This window comes from Pedobacter kyonggii, from assembly GCF_004310665.1.
In the GTDB taxonomy this organism is placed as follows: domain Bacteria; phylum Bacteroidota; class Bacteroidia; order Sphingobacteriales; family Sphingobacteriaceae; genus Pedobacter; species Pedobacter kyonggii.
Genome location: NZ_SIXF01000002.1, coordinates 216,813 through 232,254, shown reverse-complemented (window position 1 = coordinate 232,254; position 15,442 = coordinate 216,813). Strand labels below are relative to the sequence as shown.

Annotated in this window: 18 protein-coding genes; 14 read left to right on the top strand and 4 right to left on the bottom strand. The window is 37.5% G+C overall.

Features of this window, described 5'->3' with window-relative positions:
* Positions 1-417 precede the first annotated feature (417 nt).
* Both EYS08_RS03545 and EYS08_RS26575 read left to right on the top strand, forming a co-directional pair.
* A complete protein-coding gene (locus EYS08_RS03545) occupies positions 418-756 on the top strand; it encodes a hypothetical protein (RefSeq protein ID WP_131028471.1) in 339 nt (112 codons plus the stop codon).
* Positions 757-1,451: 695 nt separating this feature from the next.
* Positions 1,452-1,598, top strand: coding sequence for a transposase family protein (locus EYS08_RS26575; RefSeq protein ID WP_131028618.1), 147 nt, complete (start codon positions 1,452-1,454; stop codon positions 1,596-1,598).
* A 291-nt stretch (positions 1,599-1,889) separates the two neighbouring features.
* Here EYS08_RS26575 and EYS08_RS03535 read toward each other — a convergent pair whose 3' ends face one another.
* Together EYS08_RS03535 and EYS08_RS03530 are read right to left on the bottom strand one after the other, a co-directional pair.
* Positions 1,890-3,083, bottom strand: coding sequence for a family 16 glycoside hydrolase (locus EYS08_RS03535; RefSeq protein ID WP_208745778.1), 1,194 nt, complete (start codon positions 3,081-3,083; stop codon positions 1,890-1,892).
* A gap of 273 nt (positions 3,084-3,356) precedes the next feature.
* Positions 3,357-3,704 carry an NADPH-dependent FMN reductase gene (locus EYS08_RS03530; RefSeq protein WP_131028470.1) on the bottom strand — a complete coding sequence of 116 codons (348 nt, stop codon included), beginning with the start codon at positions 3,702-3,704 and terminating at the stop codon, positions 3,357-3,359.
* Between the two features lie 86 nt (positions 3,705-3,790).
* On the opposite strand from EYS08_RS03530, the gene EYS08_RS03525 reads away from it, so the two are divergent.
* Positions 3,791-4,231: a hypothetical protein gene (locus tag EYS08_RS03525; protein WP_394343102.1), complete on the top strand. Its 441-nt coding sequence runs from the start codon at positions 3,791-3,793 to the stop codon at positions 4,229-4,231.
* A 715-nt stretch (positions 4,232-4,946) separates the two neighbouring features.
* On the opposite strand, the gene EYS08_RS03520 is transcribed toward EYS08_RS03525, so the two are convergent.
* Positions 4,947-6,812: a LuxR C-terminal-related transcriptional regulator gene (locus EYS08_RS03520; RefSeq protein WP_131028468.1), complete on the bottom strand. Its 1,866-nt coding sequence runs from the start codon at positions 6,810-6,812 to the stop codon at positions 4,947-4,949.
* Between the two features lie 201 nt (positions 6,813-7,013).
* Between EYS08_RS03520 and EYS08_RS03515 the strand changes: the two genes are divergently transcribed.
* From EYS08_RS03515 to EYS08_RS03490, 6 genes are all read left to right on the top strand, one after another.
* A complete protein-coding gene (locus EYS08_RS03515) occupies positions 7,014-7,346 on the top strand; it encodes a DUF4870 domain-containing protein (RefSeq protein ID WP_131028467.1) in 333 nt (110 codons plus the stop codon).
* A 19-nt stretch (positions 7,347-7,365) separates the two neighbouring features.
* Positions 7,366-7,866: a type VI secretion system tube protein TssD gene (gene tssD / locus EYS08_RS03510; protein WP_131028466.1), complete on the top strand. Its 501-nt coding sequence runs from the start codon at positions 7,366-7,368 to the stop codon at positions 7,864-7,866.
* Positions 7,867-7,952: 86 nt separating this feature from the next.
* The gene (locus tag EYS08_RS03505) at positions 7,953-8,396 is read left to right on the top strand and encodes a hypothetical protein (RefSeq protein ID WP_131028465.1); all 444 of its coding nucleotides are present in this window, start codon (positions 7,953-7,955) and stop codon (positions 8,394-8,396) included.
* A gap of 18 nt (positions 8,397-8,414) precedes the next feature.
* Complete coding sequence (locus EYS08_RS03500) at positions 8,415-8,843, top strand: hypothetical protein (protein ID WP_131028464.1); 429 nt, start codon at positions 8,415-8,417, stop codon at positions 8,841-8,843.
* Between the two features lie 101 nt (positions 8,844-8,944).
* Positions 8,945-9,601, top strand: coding sequence for a suppressor of fused domain protein (locus EYS08_RS03495; protein WP_131028463.1), 657 nt, complete (start codon positions 8,945-8,947; stop codon positions 9,599-9,601).
* A 24-nt stretch (positions 9,602-9,625) separates the two neighbouring features.
* On the top strand, positions 9,626-10,153 hold the full coding sequence (locus EYS08_RS03490) for a hypothetical protein (protein ID WP_131028462.1): 528 nt from the start codon (positions 9,626-9,628) through the stop codon (positions 10,151-10,153).
* 33 nt (positions 10,154-10,186) lie between these two features.
* Here the strand turns inward: EYS08_RS03490 and EYS08_RS03485 are convergent, their stop codons facing one another.
* A complete protein-coding gene (locus tag EYS08_RS03485; RefSeq protein WP_131028461.1) occupies positions 10,187-12,031 on the bottom strand; it encodes a helix-turn-helix transcriptional regulator in 1,845 nt (614 codons plus the stop codon).
* A gap of 229 nt (positions 12,032-12,260) precedes the next feature.
* Between EYS08_RS03485 and EYS08_RS03480 the strand changes: the two genes are divergently transcribed.
* The 5 genes from EYS08_RS03480 (at position 12,261) to EYS08_RS03460 (ending at position 15,422) form a co-directional block, all read left to right on the top strand.
* A complete protein-coding gene (locus EYS08_RS03480; protein ID WP_131028460.1) occupies positions 12,261-12,590 on the top strand; it encodes a DUF4870 domain-containing protein in 330 nt (109 codons plus the stop codon).
* A 10-nt stretch (positions 12,591-12,600) separates the two neighbouring features.
* Positions 12,601-13,128 carry a hypothetical protein gene (locus EYS08_RS03475; RefSeq protein ID WP_131028459.1) on the top strand — a complete coding sequence of 176 codons (528 nt, stop codon included), beginning with the start codon at positions 12,601-12,603 and terminating at the stop codon, positions 13,126-13,128.
* Positions 13,129-13,165: 37 nt separating this feature from the next.
* Positions 13,166-13,732, top strand: coding sequence for a hypothetical protein (locus EYS08_RS03470; protein ID WP_131028458.1), 567 nt, complete (start codon positions 13,166-13,168; stop codon positions 13,730-13,732).
* Positions 13,733-13,752: 20 nt separating this feature from the next.
* Complete coding sequence (locus EYS08_RS03465) at positions 13,753-14,097, top strand: hypothetical protein (protein ID WP_131028457.1); 345 nt, start codon at positions 13,753-13,755, stop codon at positions 14,095-14,097.
* Positions 14,098-14,501: 404 nt separating this feature from the next.
* Positions 14,502-15,422: a hypothetical protein gene (locus tag EYS08_RS03460; RefSeq protein ID WP_131028456.1), complete on the top strand. Its 921-nt coding sequence runs from the start codon at positions 14,502-14,504 to the stop codon at positions 15,420-15,422.
* Positions 15,423-15,442: the final 20 nt, after the last annotated feature.

Sequence of the window (15,442 nt, the reverse complement as noted above, 5' to 3'; positions counted from 1 at the left end):
GTTGTCTGCCTTGTTTCAGTTCAACAGGAAACAATAGCCATGATTATATTAATTCTATCATTATTAAATTTAGCCGTTTTTGTACTGGCAAACTGGTTTGACCGAAAGTTTTACAAGGTTAGATTTATTGATCAATGGACAGCTTCGGGTAGTTTTTTTAACAACAGCTCATTCAACGAGCCTTTTAATCGATTTGTACTCAGCAGGGGCGGGATCTTGCTCACAATCGCATTGCTTTTGATAGGGGTAACGGCAGGTATAATAAATTCATATGGGATCAATTAAACAAGATTTTCTAAATTAATACGCATCGCCTATCGCATAACTGCTACATCATCTATTAAAATGAATTTTAAGGCTATAGACACACTCTCAGATCAGACGGAGATTGAGAAAAGGCTGTAAGCCATAGCGGTTATGATACAAGCGACATACGAGGACTGTGATTTGGTAGCGGGACTACTGACACGTTCATTTGAAGATAACGATATTGTAAATTACCTGATCCCAAAAGATAAGAAAAGAATCAGGCGCATTAGCGCGTTAATGCAATATGCATTCTACAAATGCCATTTGCAGGGGGATGTATTTTTATCTGAGGACCACAGGGCCTGTGCCCTGGTCATATCCCCATCAGGAAAGGCGTACCTTAACCACAATATCGCTGGATATCCAACTAATCTGGCATGCCACCAGTCTGGCGAATTGCATAAGGGTCATGAAGTACAGGCATATAATCAAAACCAGACTGGGTAAATCAACAATAGCACATGTCTGGTTGCTCGGCGTTTCCCCGCGTTTCCAGCGACAGGGAAACGGCAGCAGGCTCTTGCAGGATGTGAATATTGGCGATGCAGAAAAAAACTGCCTGTGTACCTAGAAACAACGGAATTTCCACACCTGCCCTGGTATGAGCGCTTTGGTTTCCGGCTTTACTCTACGCGGGATTTCGGCCATAGCCTGTATTTTCTGAAACGTATAGCAGATAAATGATAAGGATTATGGTATTCGCTCCCCAAACACACATTTTAACCCTTGTCTTTATCGTGCTGGAGATAATGATGCTGATATGGCTACTTGCCAGATACTTTTACCGCCCAGAGGATAAGCTCAGGGGTTGGTACATCTTACTTATATCACTATTATTACTCCACAACATTACAATCGCATTTTTTCCCGATCCCAAACACGCCCTGCCTATTCCCCCGCAAAAAATGCTTATTTATGGAACAGGATTTATCGTGGCCTCCTATTTCCCCTTTTATTTTTATAAAGAATTTGAATTGGTGGAAATACGCAGGTATGCACTGATTTGGACACCGTTATTTCTTATCGGACCATATCTCTTGTCTTTTGTGATCATATATCCAATATATGAAAACCTGAATATGGTTTTCCGGTATGGTCAGTATGGAAATACAACCTCACAGATATTGAAATTAGAAAAATAGATTTTAAGCAAGAATAAAAAATCGCTTTGTCCAAATTGCGAGGAATCCTCATCAAAAGTTCACAGTTATTACACAAGAAAGTTTGCGGATTTACCGGCATTCGGAAAGTATTCGAAAATCGTTTTGAGGGCACGAAAGTTTTATTGATATAAGCTGGCTTTCAATAAAACCTTCGCTGTCGAGCTCATAACCTTTAGCCATGATTCTTTGCAGCAACCTGAGGCGCGCATTGACGGCAAAAGGCAGAAACAGCTCAGTATATACAGCTACAATCGCCAAGTGCTGATCTGATCAACGTTCTGGTCAAAGAAAGCACTTTTGGCGAAATACCCACTTTGATAGGCTAATCGGATTTTATCTGGTTAGCCTTTCGCGAACGAGGTGGACACATATGGAATAATCCCCAAGCATCTTTGTGGTCTGGTAGCGTCTAGATTTTTAGCGCTTGATGCCGTCAGTATCACCCAACCTTGCAATAATTCCCCAGCCATAGAAATAATTTGCAAGTGCTATCATTATTTCGTTTTTGCCTTTACGTAGAGGAAGTTTAATGATGGCGTTTTCTATGGTGCATCTTCCTTCTGGACTTTTTTGCACTGGCGTACCAAAGTAATTTTTATCAACGTATATAATTTGACCGTTCAAGAAGAGCCATACTTCGTCATTAAAACCAAAATTTAGAATTTTTTCCTGATCCTTATCGGATTCGATTGTAGTTTTAAGCCATGTAAGTCGCCGGGCATCATTTTCTTTCAGTCCATATATTCTGGTAAGGTTAACAATTCCACGCGCTTCAGCTTTTATCGGTGACCATTTTGTGTTACTATCTGGCAACTCCGAAGTAGTTAGCTTTCCATACATACTTGGCAAAGAGAATTTTATTTCACGTCCAAAAGGAAAATCTTTCACGGGCGCTACCATCCAATCTCTCAAGTATCTAGTATCGCCAGTCGTTACAATATAACCAGATTCGGGACTTAAACCCTCAGTAGCATTTGGCTTGACTGTAAAATTGGCATATATAACATTTCCTGAAAGTGAAATGCCGCCAGAGTTACGTCCACCTTCCAATTCGGGAACGATGAGCGCAGGTTTGGTCATATCATTTATATAGACCCTCATCTGTTTGCCGGATATAACCAATTTTACATGATTCCATTTATTTTGATATATCGTGGCACCTGCCTGATACTCGTCGGTTAAGTCCCAGATGCTCATGCCGTCCATTAAGGCAGCATACTGCAATGTTGTTCTGGTTTCCGGTTTTACAGCTCCAAAAGAACGGATATAAAAGTTCTCGCCATTTTTATGGTCTTCGGACATGCGGAAATTAATTCCCGGAAATCCCATGCCGCTAAGTTCTACATCAAATTCAATTGTACCATTACTGAAATTGTGATTTTTTAAAAACACCTGAAATGCACTTCCATTTTTTCCTTTTATAACCTTCGTATTTTTGTAGGTTGTAAATTCAGTTGTAGCGGTGTCACTTTTCCAATATTCAGCCTTCATTGGTATTTGAATTTCACTACTTGATTCTGATTTTGCAGCCTTTATTGATTGGGCATAAATTTGGAATGAACACAAGATTCCGGATAAAAATAGAATTGATAATTTCATATTACTCTTCATGATAAAAAGGTCGGGGTTAAAAGCTAACCAATTCAATGCCAGTATTCAAATACTCGATTCTTACTAATAAGTCCACTTTCTAATGCTAGAATGTGTTCATTTTCGGGCACTGATGTGCGATTTCGTACGGCGATTCACGGATTGGATGTATATTTCAGTTGTATCTAGACATTCTGGCACTACACAAAACATGCATGAATTCGCATAGTTCTGGTGAGTGATTCGGTGAGTAAGAAGATGAATAATTATCTAAAACTATTAAAGCAACTGAGATCAGTACGGATTTGCTAGGTGGATTTTGAAGTTTTCGATTTTTGTATTCAATTCAGTCAATGATTCCTGATTTATAACGCCATTATGGACATCAAAATTCTCATAAAACTTCGGCAATGAAAAGACTTCTTTAATACCAGCTCCAAATTGTGAAAAAAACTTCGACGCTTCTGCCATTACATTTCCACCGCCAAACCCACCCGGAGAAGTAGTCATCAGAAACATCAGTTTGTTTTGAAAAACTTTCACATTAATCCGGGAAGCCCAGTCGAAAGTATTTTTGAATGCTACACTATAAGAGCGATTGTTTTCTGCTAGTGAACATATGATAATATCACAATCCTCAATATTTAGATATTATTGAAAAAATTTTGCTGGTTACAAGAGTGCGAACGATCCAGAACGAAGTTGTTTCCATTCCAAACTCTACTGTAATGAACAACCATACCATAAATTTTAGTATTGAAGCGCAGGAAAAGGGACTCATTATCCATACCACAGTAACTATTGGTTATGATGTGCCCTGGAGGCAAGTGCACGAACTGCTCATTAATGCTGCACTTGCTACTGAGCTTGTTGATGCCGAACCAAAGCCATATGTGCTCCAAACCAGCCTTGACGATTATTATGTAAGCTATAAATTAAATGCCTTTACTAAATCGCCAAACCGGCAGGCCGTAATCTATTCTGCTTTGCATGCAAACATACAGGATCAGTTTAACCAGGCAGGAGTAGAAATTATGTCGCCACATTATAAAGCGCTCAGAGATGGAAATGCCACGACCATTCCGGCAGATTACTTGCCTAAAGATTATCAGGCACCATTATTTAGGACAGAAAATATCAATAACCCCAACGCACTACCAAAGAAATAAATTTTAAGTGCCTCCGAGTATAGCGGAAATATATTATCGCAAAAAAAAGCCCTATTATTAGTGGCTTTTTTTTGTTTACACAGTAGCCAAAGCCCTCCTCATTTCCGAAAAGCAGACTCGTAACTTTGTTCTTAAAAAATTAAGAAATCAATAAAAAAGAAGAAGAAAAACAATTATTGGAGTCGATATCGGCGTATCGGCATTTTTTTTGTAGCGAAACAAGTATGAAAAGGAATGATATAATCAGTGCGCTCTTAGGTATGTTGATTATGGCCATCACTTATTGGCTGCTGTTTTACAGGCTCTCCTCTCCTAAAGAGCATAAAAAAGTTATAATATCCTCCTCAACACCACGATTAAAAATTTAGATTAATTACTCCTTACTGATTTTTATTTGGTGAAGTCTTAAATTTTATTGTAGGCATGAATGGCTTTTGGCAAAAACTATAAATACCCGCTGATCACACAGAAATGATGGTACTTTTGAAGAAGAAGAACTCTGCTTTTTAGCCACAGATGCACACAGATAAACACAGATTTTTATATCTGTATACCTCCTGTTTATCTCCTGAAGATTGGAACCATCGGTGGTTAAATTATATCTATCTATGCCAGGAACTTAAATAATGACATTGCACATGCTGCTTTAAGGATTATTTATATACCATATATTTCCGATTCTCAGGGCGAAACAGCTATATTGCCTAAAGCACCATTAATGACCTAACTGTTGCAGAAACATATTAAGATCGTCGTCTTTTCCCAATCCCAGTTTTTGTTTAATCCGGTAGCGGCTCATGCGCACGCTCTTGGGTTCGATGCCCAAACGGATGGAAATCTCTTTATTGGTCAAACCCATCAACATATATGAACAGTATTTTAAATCGAGCCGGCTTAGTGTATGGTTTGCCTTCTCTTGCAGGCGTTCAAAAAAAGCAGGATTGGCGTCAAAAAAATCTGTTTTATATTCTTCAAACTCTTTATCCATCTTTTTCTGTTGATTCACAATCCGTTTAATCTGTTCATCAAGCGAAAGATGGCTCTCACTGTTTACCTTGTCTGATATGAGTTCCAGCAGCTCATTTTTTTCCTCAATCTGCAAATTACCGGCTAAAACCTCTTTTTCCAACCGTTCCTGCCGTTCTTTAAGTAAAGCTTGCTCGGCATTTAACTGCAAAGCTTCGGCTTCTTTTAATTGTGCTTTTAGTTCTGCAGCATCCTTTTGCTGATCGATCAATTCCTGTTTCCTGACCGAGGCTTTGAGTTTGTAGTTATAGGAGATTAACAGGAAAAGTAAGGCTACTATCCCCGTAAGCCCCGAAATGATATAGAAAACATTTAATTTTTTCGTGTAAGCACTTTGTTGATGGAGATATGCGATTTCCTGTTCTTTTTTTTCATACTGATATTGTGCCTCAATCCTAACGGTGTTATTTATCTTCTCTTCGTCGAAAGCTTTTTTATAATTTGCCACATATTCTTTGAGATAATTTAGCGCTGCTGCCTTATCTCCTTTTTTCTCGGCGATATTAGACAGTCCCTGAAATATCCTGGACTTTGTGAGCGGCATTTTAACCACTCCATCTTCTATTTTGCCCAAACCGGTTAATAATATTTTTTCAGCCTGGTCATAATTGCCATCCCGCAAGTAATATTCACTTTTTAACCCATAACAATTTAATAAAATCTCCTGTAAATTCGTTTTTGTGGCAATTTCAATCGCCGCATCCACATATTTTTCGGCGCTATCGCGATAGCTTACCGGAAAGTACTGGAAATAGGTATTGGCAGTATTTAGCGCTACTGCGGCAGTATTGCTGTATACGAGCAAACGTCCTTCTTGTTTTTTAGAGAGCCAAAGCGATTTTTTGTAAACCTTTAAAGTCGAATCCAGCAGGTTACGTTTTGTGGTATCCAGCTTAAAGCGGTCAAAAAAGGTTTGTCCTATGGTAAAATAAGCGTTATTCAACAGATCCACTTGCTGGCTTTTTACTGCCGTTAGATAGCATAGATCGGCATATTTTTGTTGTTTAGATGGGTTGTTCCCATATCCATAAAAGCTGGCCAGGTAATGGTATATGGTACTCTCATATTCGTAAGCATTTTCTCCCTTAAAAAAATCGAGCGCTTTTAAGAGTTTGGTAGTAGATTTATCATTCTCATCATTAACAAGGTCTAACCAGCCATTTCTAAACCATACAAAACCTAAGGTAACCCTATCTTTTGTTTTCTTTGCATAGTACATCGCACTATCAAGGCTTTGATAAGCGTTTTTCATGTCTTTTTTCCAAACATATAAATGTACCAGGGTGGCATAGGTTATCGCTTTACTTTTCCCATCCTTTAGCCCCGCACTAACCTGAAGGGCCTGATCGACCAATTGGAAAGATAATGGAAGGTTTTTTTCAAAATTGGCTTTCGCCAGCTTGCACAATATATTTACACGCAGCTCCTTGGTTGTACCCTTTTGTGCAAGTAAATGGTTTAACGAATCGATATAGATTTTTTGGGCCCCTGCACTTTTAAAAAAAAGGAAAAGACAGATAAAGAGACTAGATAAAGTTTTCAGTGGTAGCTGCATATTCAAAAATAGAAAAGAAACACTTTTATAAAAGCAGAAGTACAACAAATAAATGGGATATAGCTGTTTAAACGGCTTTTGTAGTCTCCTTGTAGACGCTATTTTAAAAACTGGTAGTCGCTGTGTAGCCTGCAATTTCTTGGCTAACGGTTTAAACGCCCATAACTTTGAGTTATTCACTTCACCAAAAAATTTAATCACATGAAACAAAAAACAATGGCTATTGTGGCCTACATTACACTAATCGGTTGGATCATTTCTTATTTGGAGTTTAAAAAATCAACAGAAAAAAGTAAACTGGTTAACTATCACCTTGGGCAATCCCTCGGACTGATCATCACGTCTATTCTTTTAAGCATTCTGAGCAGTGTTATTTTAGCGATTATTCCATCTTTAGGTGCTATTTTTTATCTCATTTTATTAATCCCATTTGTATTGTTATTGCTTGGCATCATAGCGGCCAACAACGAGCTGGAAAAACCTGTTCCACTCATCGGAAAAATATTCGAAGGAAAATTCAATTTCGCTTCTTAAGCACTACAAATCAAAACCTATGAAAACGAAATGTTATCACCAGACTATACTCTTATTATTATTGGTGCTATTCTGCTTTAATGTTAAAGCCCAGGATGAGCCACAGGTACAGCTAGAATTAAAACTAACGGATAAAACTGCTAACACGAGCCACAATTATAAGCTTTATGGCATAAACTATTCCTTGAGCAATCCATTTTACCTTCAGGATGAAAGCAAACTAATTAATAACGGCAGCTGCAGCCTCATGATGGAACTGGCACAGGATGCAGATAGTTTCTTACTGAAGTGGGTTGGAGGAAGTATAAAAAATGTATCAGGAGAAATTTCGGTCATCCCGATTGATGGCATAAAAAAACCGCGCAAAATTACTTTTACGGATGGACAGATTGCGGGCTCGTCTGAAAGTTTTTATACTACAGTTGGTGCCAATTCGCCAGTACAGCTAAGCATTTATGTAAAAACACTTGTTGTTGATGGCACTACCATATTTACACTGCCTAAACCTGCTAACCAATAACTAAGTCTTGTTACGATTATTTATTCTAAAGTACCGATAACAGCTTTGACTTTTTAGCTGAAAGAAAACAATCATTCTCAACCAACATGAAAATAACATCAATCACAACAATGGCTTTGATCAGCTTATTCTTTTTTGCAGGTTGCAAAAAGGGCCAGGTAGTTGATCCGAACGATGCCACAGTAACCAAACTGAAGGGCAAATGGGCGGCCACCTCAGAAGTAGAAAAAGTTTACGAAAAAGAGAGCAACAAGCTCGTTTCCGAAAAAACAACTCCTTATAAGGCCAACCAAAGAGAAATTGAATATAAAGGAAATGAAGTCGTTTATTATTTCAACGGAACTCCTGAAGTTACTTATACCTATGCAATTATAGGTGCCGAAATACGATTAAGAGACGGCAATAACGGTGTCTATTATCAATTAAAGTTTTATTCAGATACCCAGCATGCCCACAGCGAAGAAAGTTTTTTCACCAGCAAAAACGTTAAAATGAGAAGTACTTACGAAACCATTTACGTCAAAAAATAAATTCCAAAACTTAAAATCATGAAAAATTATATATTGGTTTTCTTAGTGGCCATAACTGCGCTCACGGGATGCAAAAAAGATAAAATAGGCGACAACGACTTAAATAATCAAAAAATACAGGGCAAATGGGATGTAATAAGCTCCAGGTCTGTTACTTTTAACAATGGCAAAAAAGTTGAAGACGAGGAGAAGTTTGCGAGTGGCACAACTGTTTTTGAATTTGCAGGCAACACCCTAAATTATATCCAGAAAAACGGTTCTAAAGAAAGTTATTCGTTTACTATAGAAGGTGATGAAGTGATCATAAGAGAAGATGGCAACAGTGCTATTTTCTTCAAGTTAAAATTCAATTCCGATACGCAATTGGAATTATCGCAGAGCGAAACGGAAACCGACAACAATGTTACCTACGAAGAATCTTTTACCTATGTAATGAACAAACTGTAAAATCAGCATTGAATAAATACGACAGCTATTGATTAATTGCGCTAAATAAATGGCAAAATCTTTGAGCTGGCTTAACAAAATAACATTCAATAAAAACGATAATGAACCCGGAAATCTACAAACGGCAATTTACCACAGAAGATACACCTGGATGGCAGGCAATAGATGATCAATTGGAGAAGATATATGGCAGTATGGAAGCACGCCATTACCCACCGTTGTGCGGAATCCATTATGCAGCCGGAGGAACAGACCCAATAGATGGTGCCAGTATTTATGATAGCAACCACCAAACTTTTCATCGGCACATGATAAGTTATGGCATGAGCGAGCTGTATTATAACGAGGAGAAAGCTGGTGGCGAATTTAGCAAATGGGGCTTTGAGTTTACATTTAGACTGGCGCCCTTCAAAGATGATGAGAATGATCCTATCTGGGCCATACAGGTAATGAACAATCTGGCACGGTACGTATTTTCGAGCGGCAAATGGTTTGAAGAAAATCATTTTATCCCAGCTAATGGGCCAATAAGACTAAATACAGAAACAGAAATAACAGGCTTTGTTTTTGCCTTAGATCCCGAACTTGGAAAAATAGAAACCCCTCATGGCGAAGTAAGCTTTTTACAGTTGGTGGGCATTACCAATGCAGAAGTAGAAGATTTGAAAAAAAGCCCTACAATAGGTGCTGTACAAGAAATGATCGAAAAACTAAAAAAAGATAATCCACTGTTAATTACAGATTTGAACCGAAAGTAATTTATAAATCCTGTGTAAACCGTTATGATACTAAGAAACATCTTTTTACTTGTACTGATTTTGATTGTTTCCTCTTGCCACTCTGAAAAAGCAGCTCATTTAAAAACAGTCCTGGAACAAAAGGGACGGGTCGTTTTCAATATAATGCTGGGCAAAAACGGCCCCAATGAGCAAAAACTGAAGTGCCTGATTAATAGCGATTTTAAATGCGCCCGGCAGGCAATAACCGAAGAGGAACGGGCATTCGATAAAATCATCAGTGAAATAAATGCACTGGAAACGGGAGGGATTAAATACGGCAACGAACTAAAACTGGCAACAAGCAACTATTATAAGGCTGTTAAAGAATTCGAAATTTTTGACCGCTTAATTATTGACCAGCAACAGATCAGTCAAAATAAAACAAATACTGAAAAAATACGGGATGCTGCAATACGTCAACAAGGGCAATTATCAAGAGACAAGCTGGAAATGCGCAAAATAATCAATAAAAAAGAACAGGTTTTAGCCGAAGTACAAAAACAGTTCAATTTGCTTAACCATTTGCACTAACCTGTTTTTCGTCCTAATAAACACTTAGAAAGCTTAAGCCATTTTCTGCAAAAATAAATTTAAATCCTCTTCTTTGTCAAGCCCCAGTTTTTGTTTAACGCGGTAGCGGCTCATGCGCACACTTTTGGCTTCAATATGCATCAGCTGAGCAATTTTTTTGGTATCCATTTTCAAATGGAGGTAAGCACAAAGCTTTAAGTCAAGTGAGGTGAGTTTTTGTTGTGCCCGTTGATTTAACAGAGCGAAAAATTCTGGATGTACCTGTTGGATTTGAAATTTTGCTTCCTCAAAATCGTTATCCAAAAGCAGTTCTTCATTCCAGATCTTATTGATATTGAGCTGATGGTTGTCGCTGAGCTTTTCTTTGATCTGAAAAAGCATTTCTTTTTTATGTTCCAATTGTAATTGATTGGCCATTACTTCTTTCTGCAATTGCTGCTGCTGGCTTTCCAATAACAATTGCTCTACCTTTAACCTTGCCTGCTCTTCTTTTTCGAGTTTCATCTGCAATTCAGCATCCTGTTTTTCCAGATGCAACTGTTTTTCGCGCTGCAGTGAATACCTAAGCCTGAAATGATAGGAACGGAACATAAATATCAGGCCAAGCAAAGAAGCGATTGCAATACCAATGTACAGGTACTTTTGCTGCTGCGCATATTTTTCACTTTGCTTCAATAGCTGAACTTCATTGTTTTTTTTTTCAGCTTCGTACTGTACTTCTAGTTTTTGAGCATTTAAAGTTCGTTTTTCATCAAAAAGTTTGCTATTGTATTCTGTTGCTTTTTTCTGAAACTCAAGTGCTTTTTCATAGTTTCCCCGCTGCTCGTAAAAATTCGACAGGGAGGATACAACATTGATTAATGTATAATAGTAAGGTACCTTCTTGGCTTTCAATACGTTGTAAGCCTCCTGCAAATAACCTTCTGCCATCACAAAATTTTTGTCCCTTTTGGCATATTCGCTTAAAATACCCAAACTGCTTGCCCTTATTTCCTCTCCGTTTATTGCTCCTTTCATTACTTCATTGGCCATACTGGCATAGCGGATGGCATTGGCTTTTGCCTCGCGGTCGGTATCAGAGAAATACCTCAGATAATAATCGGCACTATTAATACAGGAAATACCATAGGTTTTTCGGGCAACATATTTAGGGTACTGCTGATAAAGGCTTTGTACTTTGTTTAAATAATAGATAATACTATCACGCAACATTTCATTTTTAGTGCCTGTATAGTTATAGTCGGCAGCAACCGATAAAGCAATATAACAATTGCTCAACAGGTTATAATCATTGGTTTTTAAGGCATTTTCGGTAGCCGCTTGCGCGTATTTGTTCACATTTTTCACGTCATCCCAACGTGAGTTCAGCATATATAACTGATAATATATTTTAGCACTGAGGTAGGGATCATATTTTTGCCCTAAGGATTTGAGCGCCAATTGGCAGTATTTGGTAATCTGCTCTGTATTATCAATGGCATTATAAAACAAAGCTTGCGCATAATAGGCATAGGCAAGTGCAATGGGCTGACGCGACTGTTGCGCAAGAATTAAAGTGGTATCGCTTATTTTTTTTGATAATGCAAATTGTTTGGTGGTCGAATACACATTAACCATTGCAGTATAGGCCTTTGCAGCCTCGGTAAGATTCTTAAACCTTAAAGCCAAATCTGCACTTTGCTGCGCTTTAGCAATGGCACCTTTATAATCGCCATTAATCCGACTTCTTTCTGCCAGCTGCGTAAGCAAAGCTGGTTTATCCTTTTCGCCTAAATTATCGAGTGCGGTACTATCCAATAAGCTTTGCGCCTTAGCTGTATAACAACCTATAACAATCCAAATTAAGAGTGATATGTTTTTAAAAACCAGGTACTTCATATCGTAAAATTAACATAAAGATTGGAGCTTGGGTAAAATTGTAGACAAAAGCTAAAAACAATAAAAAACATAAAACACTAATTATCAATAATTTAAAAATACCTGTAGATGTATTGTAGACGTTTTTGAAAAACACAGTAGATGTTCTGTAGGCGGCAAACTCTTTTAAGGAACGATGATTAACCCCAAATTTGACCTAAATAATTTTTCAATCTAAAAATCAGACATCATGAACAACAAAACTCTTTCAATCATTTCCTATATCACCATTATCGGATGGCTTGTAGCTTATTTCAGTGGAAAAGACAAAGCTGATGCTTTACTTAAATACCACTTAAGGCAGTCGCTTGGATTGGCCATTGTGAATATTATTTTTAGCGTGGTTCTTACCATTATTGCCAGTATGGTACCCAGTTTATCATTTTTAGGCTTAATCGGATATGTATTTATCGTTTTATGGATTATGGGTATTATCAATGCGGCCAATGGTGCATTAAAACCTGTTCCACTTATTGGTAAAATGTTCGAAGACAAGTCTTCATTTGTTGGTAAATACTAAAAAGAAGTTTATGCGCCTCAACATCAAAAATGTCATGCTAATGGTGATGGTCTCGGCCATCACTGCATGCAACCTTAGGGTAAATACCCCGGAAGAGTATTTTGATCAGGCGGCCTTAAATGCCAATGATATATCGCGTTTTGGCACTTACTATTTTGAAGGCTATCAAGAATATCTTAAAAACGTATCTGGTCCGGGTAAAGTTACCAATTGCGAAGAATATCTGAAAAATTCGATTGCCAGGGCCGAAAAGAATTTGGAAAAAGTAAAAAAACTGCAGCCAACTCCAGAAACAAAACCTATGCTAGGTGCTTCAATAATACTGCACAACTATGTTTTAACGAGTTACAAAGAAGAGCATCTCAAAATAGCTAAAATGATAGATAAACATCAGGCCGAGGAAGACATTAACAATGCCTTAACTGAACTCGACACCAAACCCTATGATGCATTTATTGAGAAGTACAATAAGCTATGGAAACTTGCAGACATATACGCTAAGGACAATAACATTGCAGTAGAAAAGATGCCTTTTTAGCAATTCATCTACTCTGTGACCTAATCATTTAAATACAATGGTAAACATAATAGAATTTAAAGAAAATTTAGCTCTAGCAGAGGTCCCGAGCGAATTGGAAAAACTGATTTATTTCCAAAATAACATCTCATCCTTCGAAAATTATGCTCAAGGCTTTGGTGTTTTAATCGATGATAAATCGGGATTAAAAAGCTGGAGCGAAGATGAAAACTTTTTAAACCGGTTACTGCCCTTTGCCCAGGCAAACGGTTCTGGTTCGTTTTATGCGATTTGGAACGATGGAACAAATAAAGCTTTAAACCAAATGCCTATTGTGGTTTTTGGAGATGAAGGTGGTGTTCATATTGTTGCAGAAAATATTTTGCAATTGCTACAGCTACTCACCTACGGTACCGAAATCTGGGTGGATTTTGATCAAACTTATTTCTATAAAGATGATAACAGCTATGAAGAGCCTGAAGATTTAGGCGAATATTTAAAATGGATGAAGGGCGATTACAGCCTGGATCGGATTGAGGCGCCCGATGAGTTGATTAAAACTGCCCAGGAAAAATACAAGGAAAACTTTGATCAATGGTTTGGAGGTTTTTTTAAGGAAGAATAAATTTCGCAATAAAGTAAACAATGTGGAGCGATAGATACAATTATTATAACATACAAAGTGATCCGGAACATACCCAAGAGCTAGCAACAAATAGTGTAATGGATGCGCTGTTGCAAACTGGAAATTTTGCACAGAAAACCCATCAGACTTTGAGCAATGCGAGTCATTTCCCCTGGGTTGACATTACTTTGGTTAAGGCAAAAGATGGAAATTTTGCTTCTTCAACAAAGAAAACAGATTTTATTAATTTGATTGCCATTGTTTGCGCCAAAGGAAAAAACATAGATCAGCAGCTATACATTAAAATATTTTTAAAAGTAGCCGAAAAATTAAACTGGAGGCTATATCTGGAAGCAGATGATTAGGGAAATGAAAATATAGTAATTAACCATATTCTTTAACATCAATTATAATAGAATAACAAAATGCAAACATTCCAACATTTTGAACAACAAGGAAATACCTATACTTTAAAGGTACAGAAAGGCCTTTTTTATACCATTACCTTTTTTTCTCTTGTGGCTATAATTATACCCGTAAAATTATGGCTTTTGAAGATATCCAAATACTTCATGTACAGGAAGATGGCCTGCTGCATTATGCACTCTCGCACAAGTAGAATAAATATGGCAAGAGTTTCGCCATCAGTCAGCCATTTGGCAGTAGCCGCAAAAGCCAGGCACGGCAAGAAACATTTGAAACAGAAGTTTTACTGAAATTGAAAAACTGATTCAAAACAGTGAAAGATAAATAAGGAAGAGTTAAACGCATGATACAAAAAGATTTACTAGCGTTACTGGGATTACCCGTATCTGATCCAAAGATCATTAACTTCTTTGCACAGCGAAATCTTACGCCTCCACAATCTATTCCCATTGTAAAGCCCAATAGCACTTCGCCGCTTGGTTTAAAAAACAATAGTAGCTTAAAAGACCATGATTGGGGATTTTCATACTATTTCAGCTCAGAAGTATTAAATGAAGATTTCCCGCTTTTAAAAGAAGGAAAGAACTACCTTCCATATCTAACCCAAATTGTTTTTGATGGTAAGCTTTACCAAAAGCGGCAACGAAAAGAGCCCGATAGCTTTTGGAATGTTAGTCCGCCCCCTGATAGCAGTATGGAAAGTATCGAAAACCATTTCGGTAAATTTGATCAGACCAAAAAATACCCAAGCATATACCTCCCATTTAATAAACATGTAGATATCATTGTGAGTCTGATATCTGCAGAAAATAGGCTGAGCGGCTATTTTGCTACTGTAAAAGAAACGTATGAATTGTACCACGCCACAGAATTTGACCGTAAATGGAACTTTCAGTTAAATTTAATTTTGATGGTAATCAAGTGGTTAAACGATCATCATTATCTGACTGCAGATCAACAGCCATTAACAAATAACGTTGAAAGTGTATGGTCCTTTGTGCAAGCTACACTAAAAAGTCATTTATGGAAAAGCCAATTAATACAAAACGAACAGTTACACAAATTCATGCTCAGCCCTTTTGAGGCAAAAAAGGGTTTAGAAAATAAATTTTATGCATTGTTGGGACAACTGGAGCATTATGAAAGCCTTGAATGGGCCGAACAAAAACAATGGGTGGCTGCTATTCCTTTTAATGATGAAACCTATGCCGCATTTTCTAACGCGATGGACCAAAGTTTTGGGCAATACAAAGCAAACAATTGAATAAAAACACATTTTAGCAG

Excerpts from the sequence above, each read along its gene's own strand:
- EYS08_RS03545 (WP_131028471.1), top strand. The coding sequence starts at position 418 with ATGATACAAGCGACATACGAGGACTGTGATTTGGTAGCGGGACTACTG.
- EYS08_RS03485 (WP_131028461.1), bottom strand. The coding sequence starts at position 12,031 with ATGAAGTACCTGGTTTTTAAAAACATATCACTCTTAATTTGGATTGTT.
- EYS08_RS03470 (WP_131028458.1), top strand. The coding sequence starts at position 13,166 with ATGGTAAACATAATAGAATTTAAAGAAAATTTAGCTCTAGCAGAGGTC.
- EYS08_RS03520 (WP_131028468.1), bottom strand. The coding sequence starts at position 6,812 with ATGCAGCTACCACTGAAAACTTTATCTAGTCTCTTTATCTGTCTTTTC.
- EYS08_RS03465 (WP_131028457.1), top strand. The coding sequence starts at position 13,753 with ATGTGGAGCGATAGATACAATTATTATAACATACAAAGTGATCCGGAA.
- EYS08_RS03475 (WP_131028459.1), top strand. The coding sequence starts at position 12,601 with ATGCGCCTCAACATCAAAAATGTCATGCTAATGGTGATGGTCTCGGCC.
- EYS08_RS03525 (WP_394343102.1), top strand. The coding sequence starts at position 3,791 with ATGAACAACCATACCATAAATTTTAGTATTGAAGCGCAGGAAAAGGGA.
- EYS08_RS03480 (WP_131028460.1), top strand. The coding sequence starts at position 12,261 with ATGAACAACAAAACTCTTTCAATCATTTCCTATATCACCATTATCGGA.
- EYS08_RS03505 (WP_131028465.1), top strand. The coding sequence starts at position 7,953 with ATGAAAATAACATCAATCACAACAATGGCTTTGATCAGCTTATTCTTT.
- EYS08_RS03490 (WP_131028462.1), top strand. The coding sequence starts at position 9,626 with ATGATACTAAGAAACATCTTTTTACTTGTACTGATTTTGATTGTTTCC.
- tssD (WP_131028466.1), top strand. The coding sequence starts at position 7,366 with ATGAAAACGAAATGTTATCACCAGACTATACTCTTATTATTATTGGTG.
- EYS08_RS03495 (WP_131028463.1), top strand. The coding sequence starts at position 8,945 with ATGAACCCGGAAATCTACAAACGGCAATTTACCACAGAAGATACACCT.
- EYS08_RS03500 (WP_131028464.1), top strand. The coding sequence starts at position 8,415 with ATGAAAAATTATATATTGGTTTTCTTAGTGGCCATAACTGCGCTCACG.
- EYS08_RS03535 (WP_208745778.1), bottom strand. The coding sequence starts at position 3,083 with ATGAAGAGTAATATGAAATTATCAATTCTATTTTTATCCGGAATCTTG.
- EYS08_RS03515 (WP_131028467.1), top strand. The coding sequence starts at position 7,014 with ATGAAACAAAAAACAATGGCTATTGTGGCCTACATTACACTAATCGGT.
- EYS08_RS03460 (WP_131028456.1), top strand. The coding sequence starts at position 14,502 with ATGATACAAAAAGATTTACTAGCGTTACTGGGATTACCCGTATCTGAT.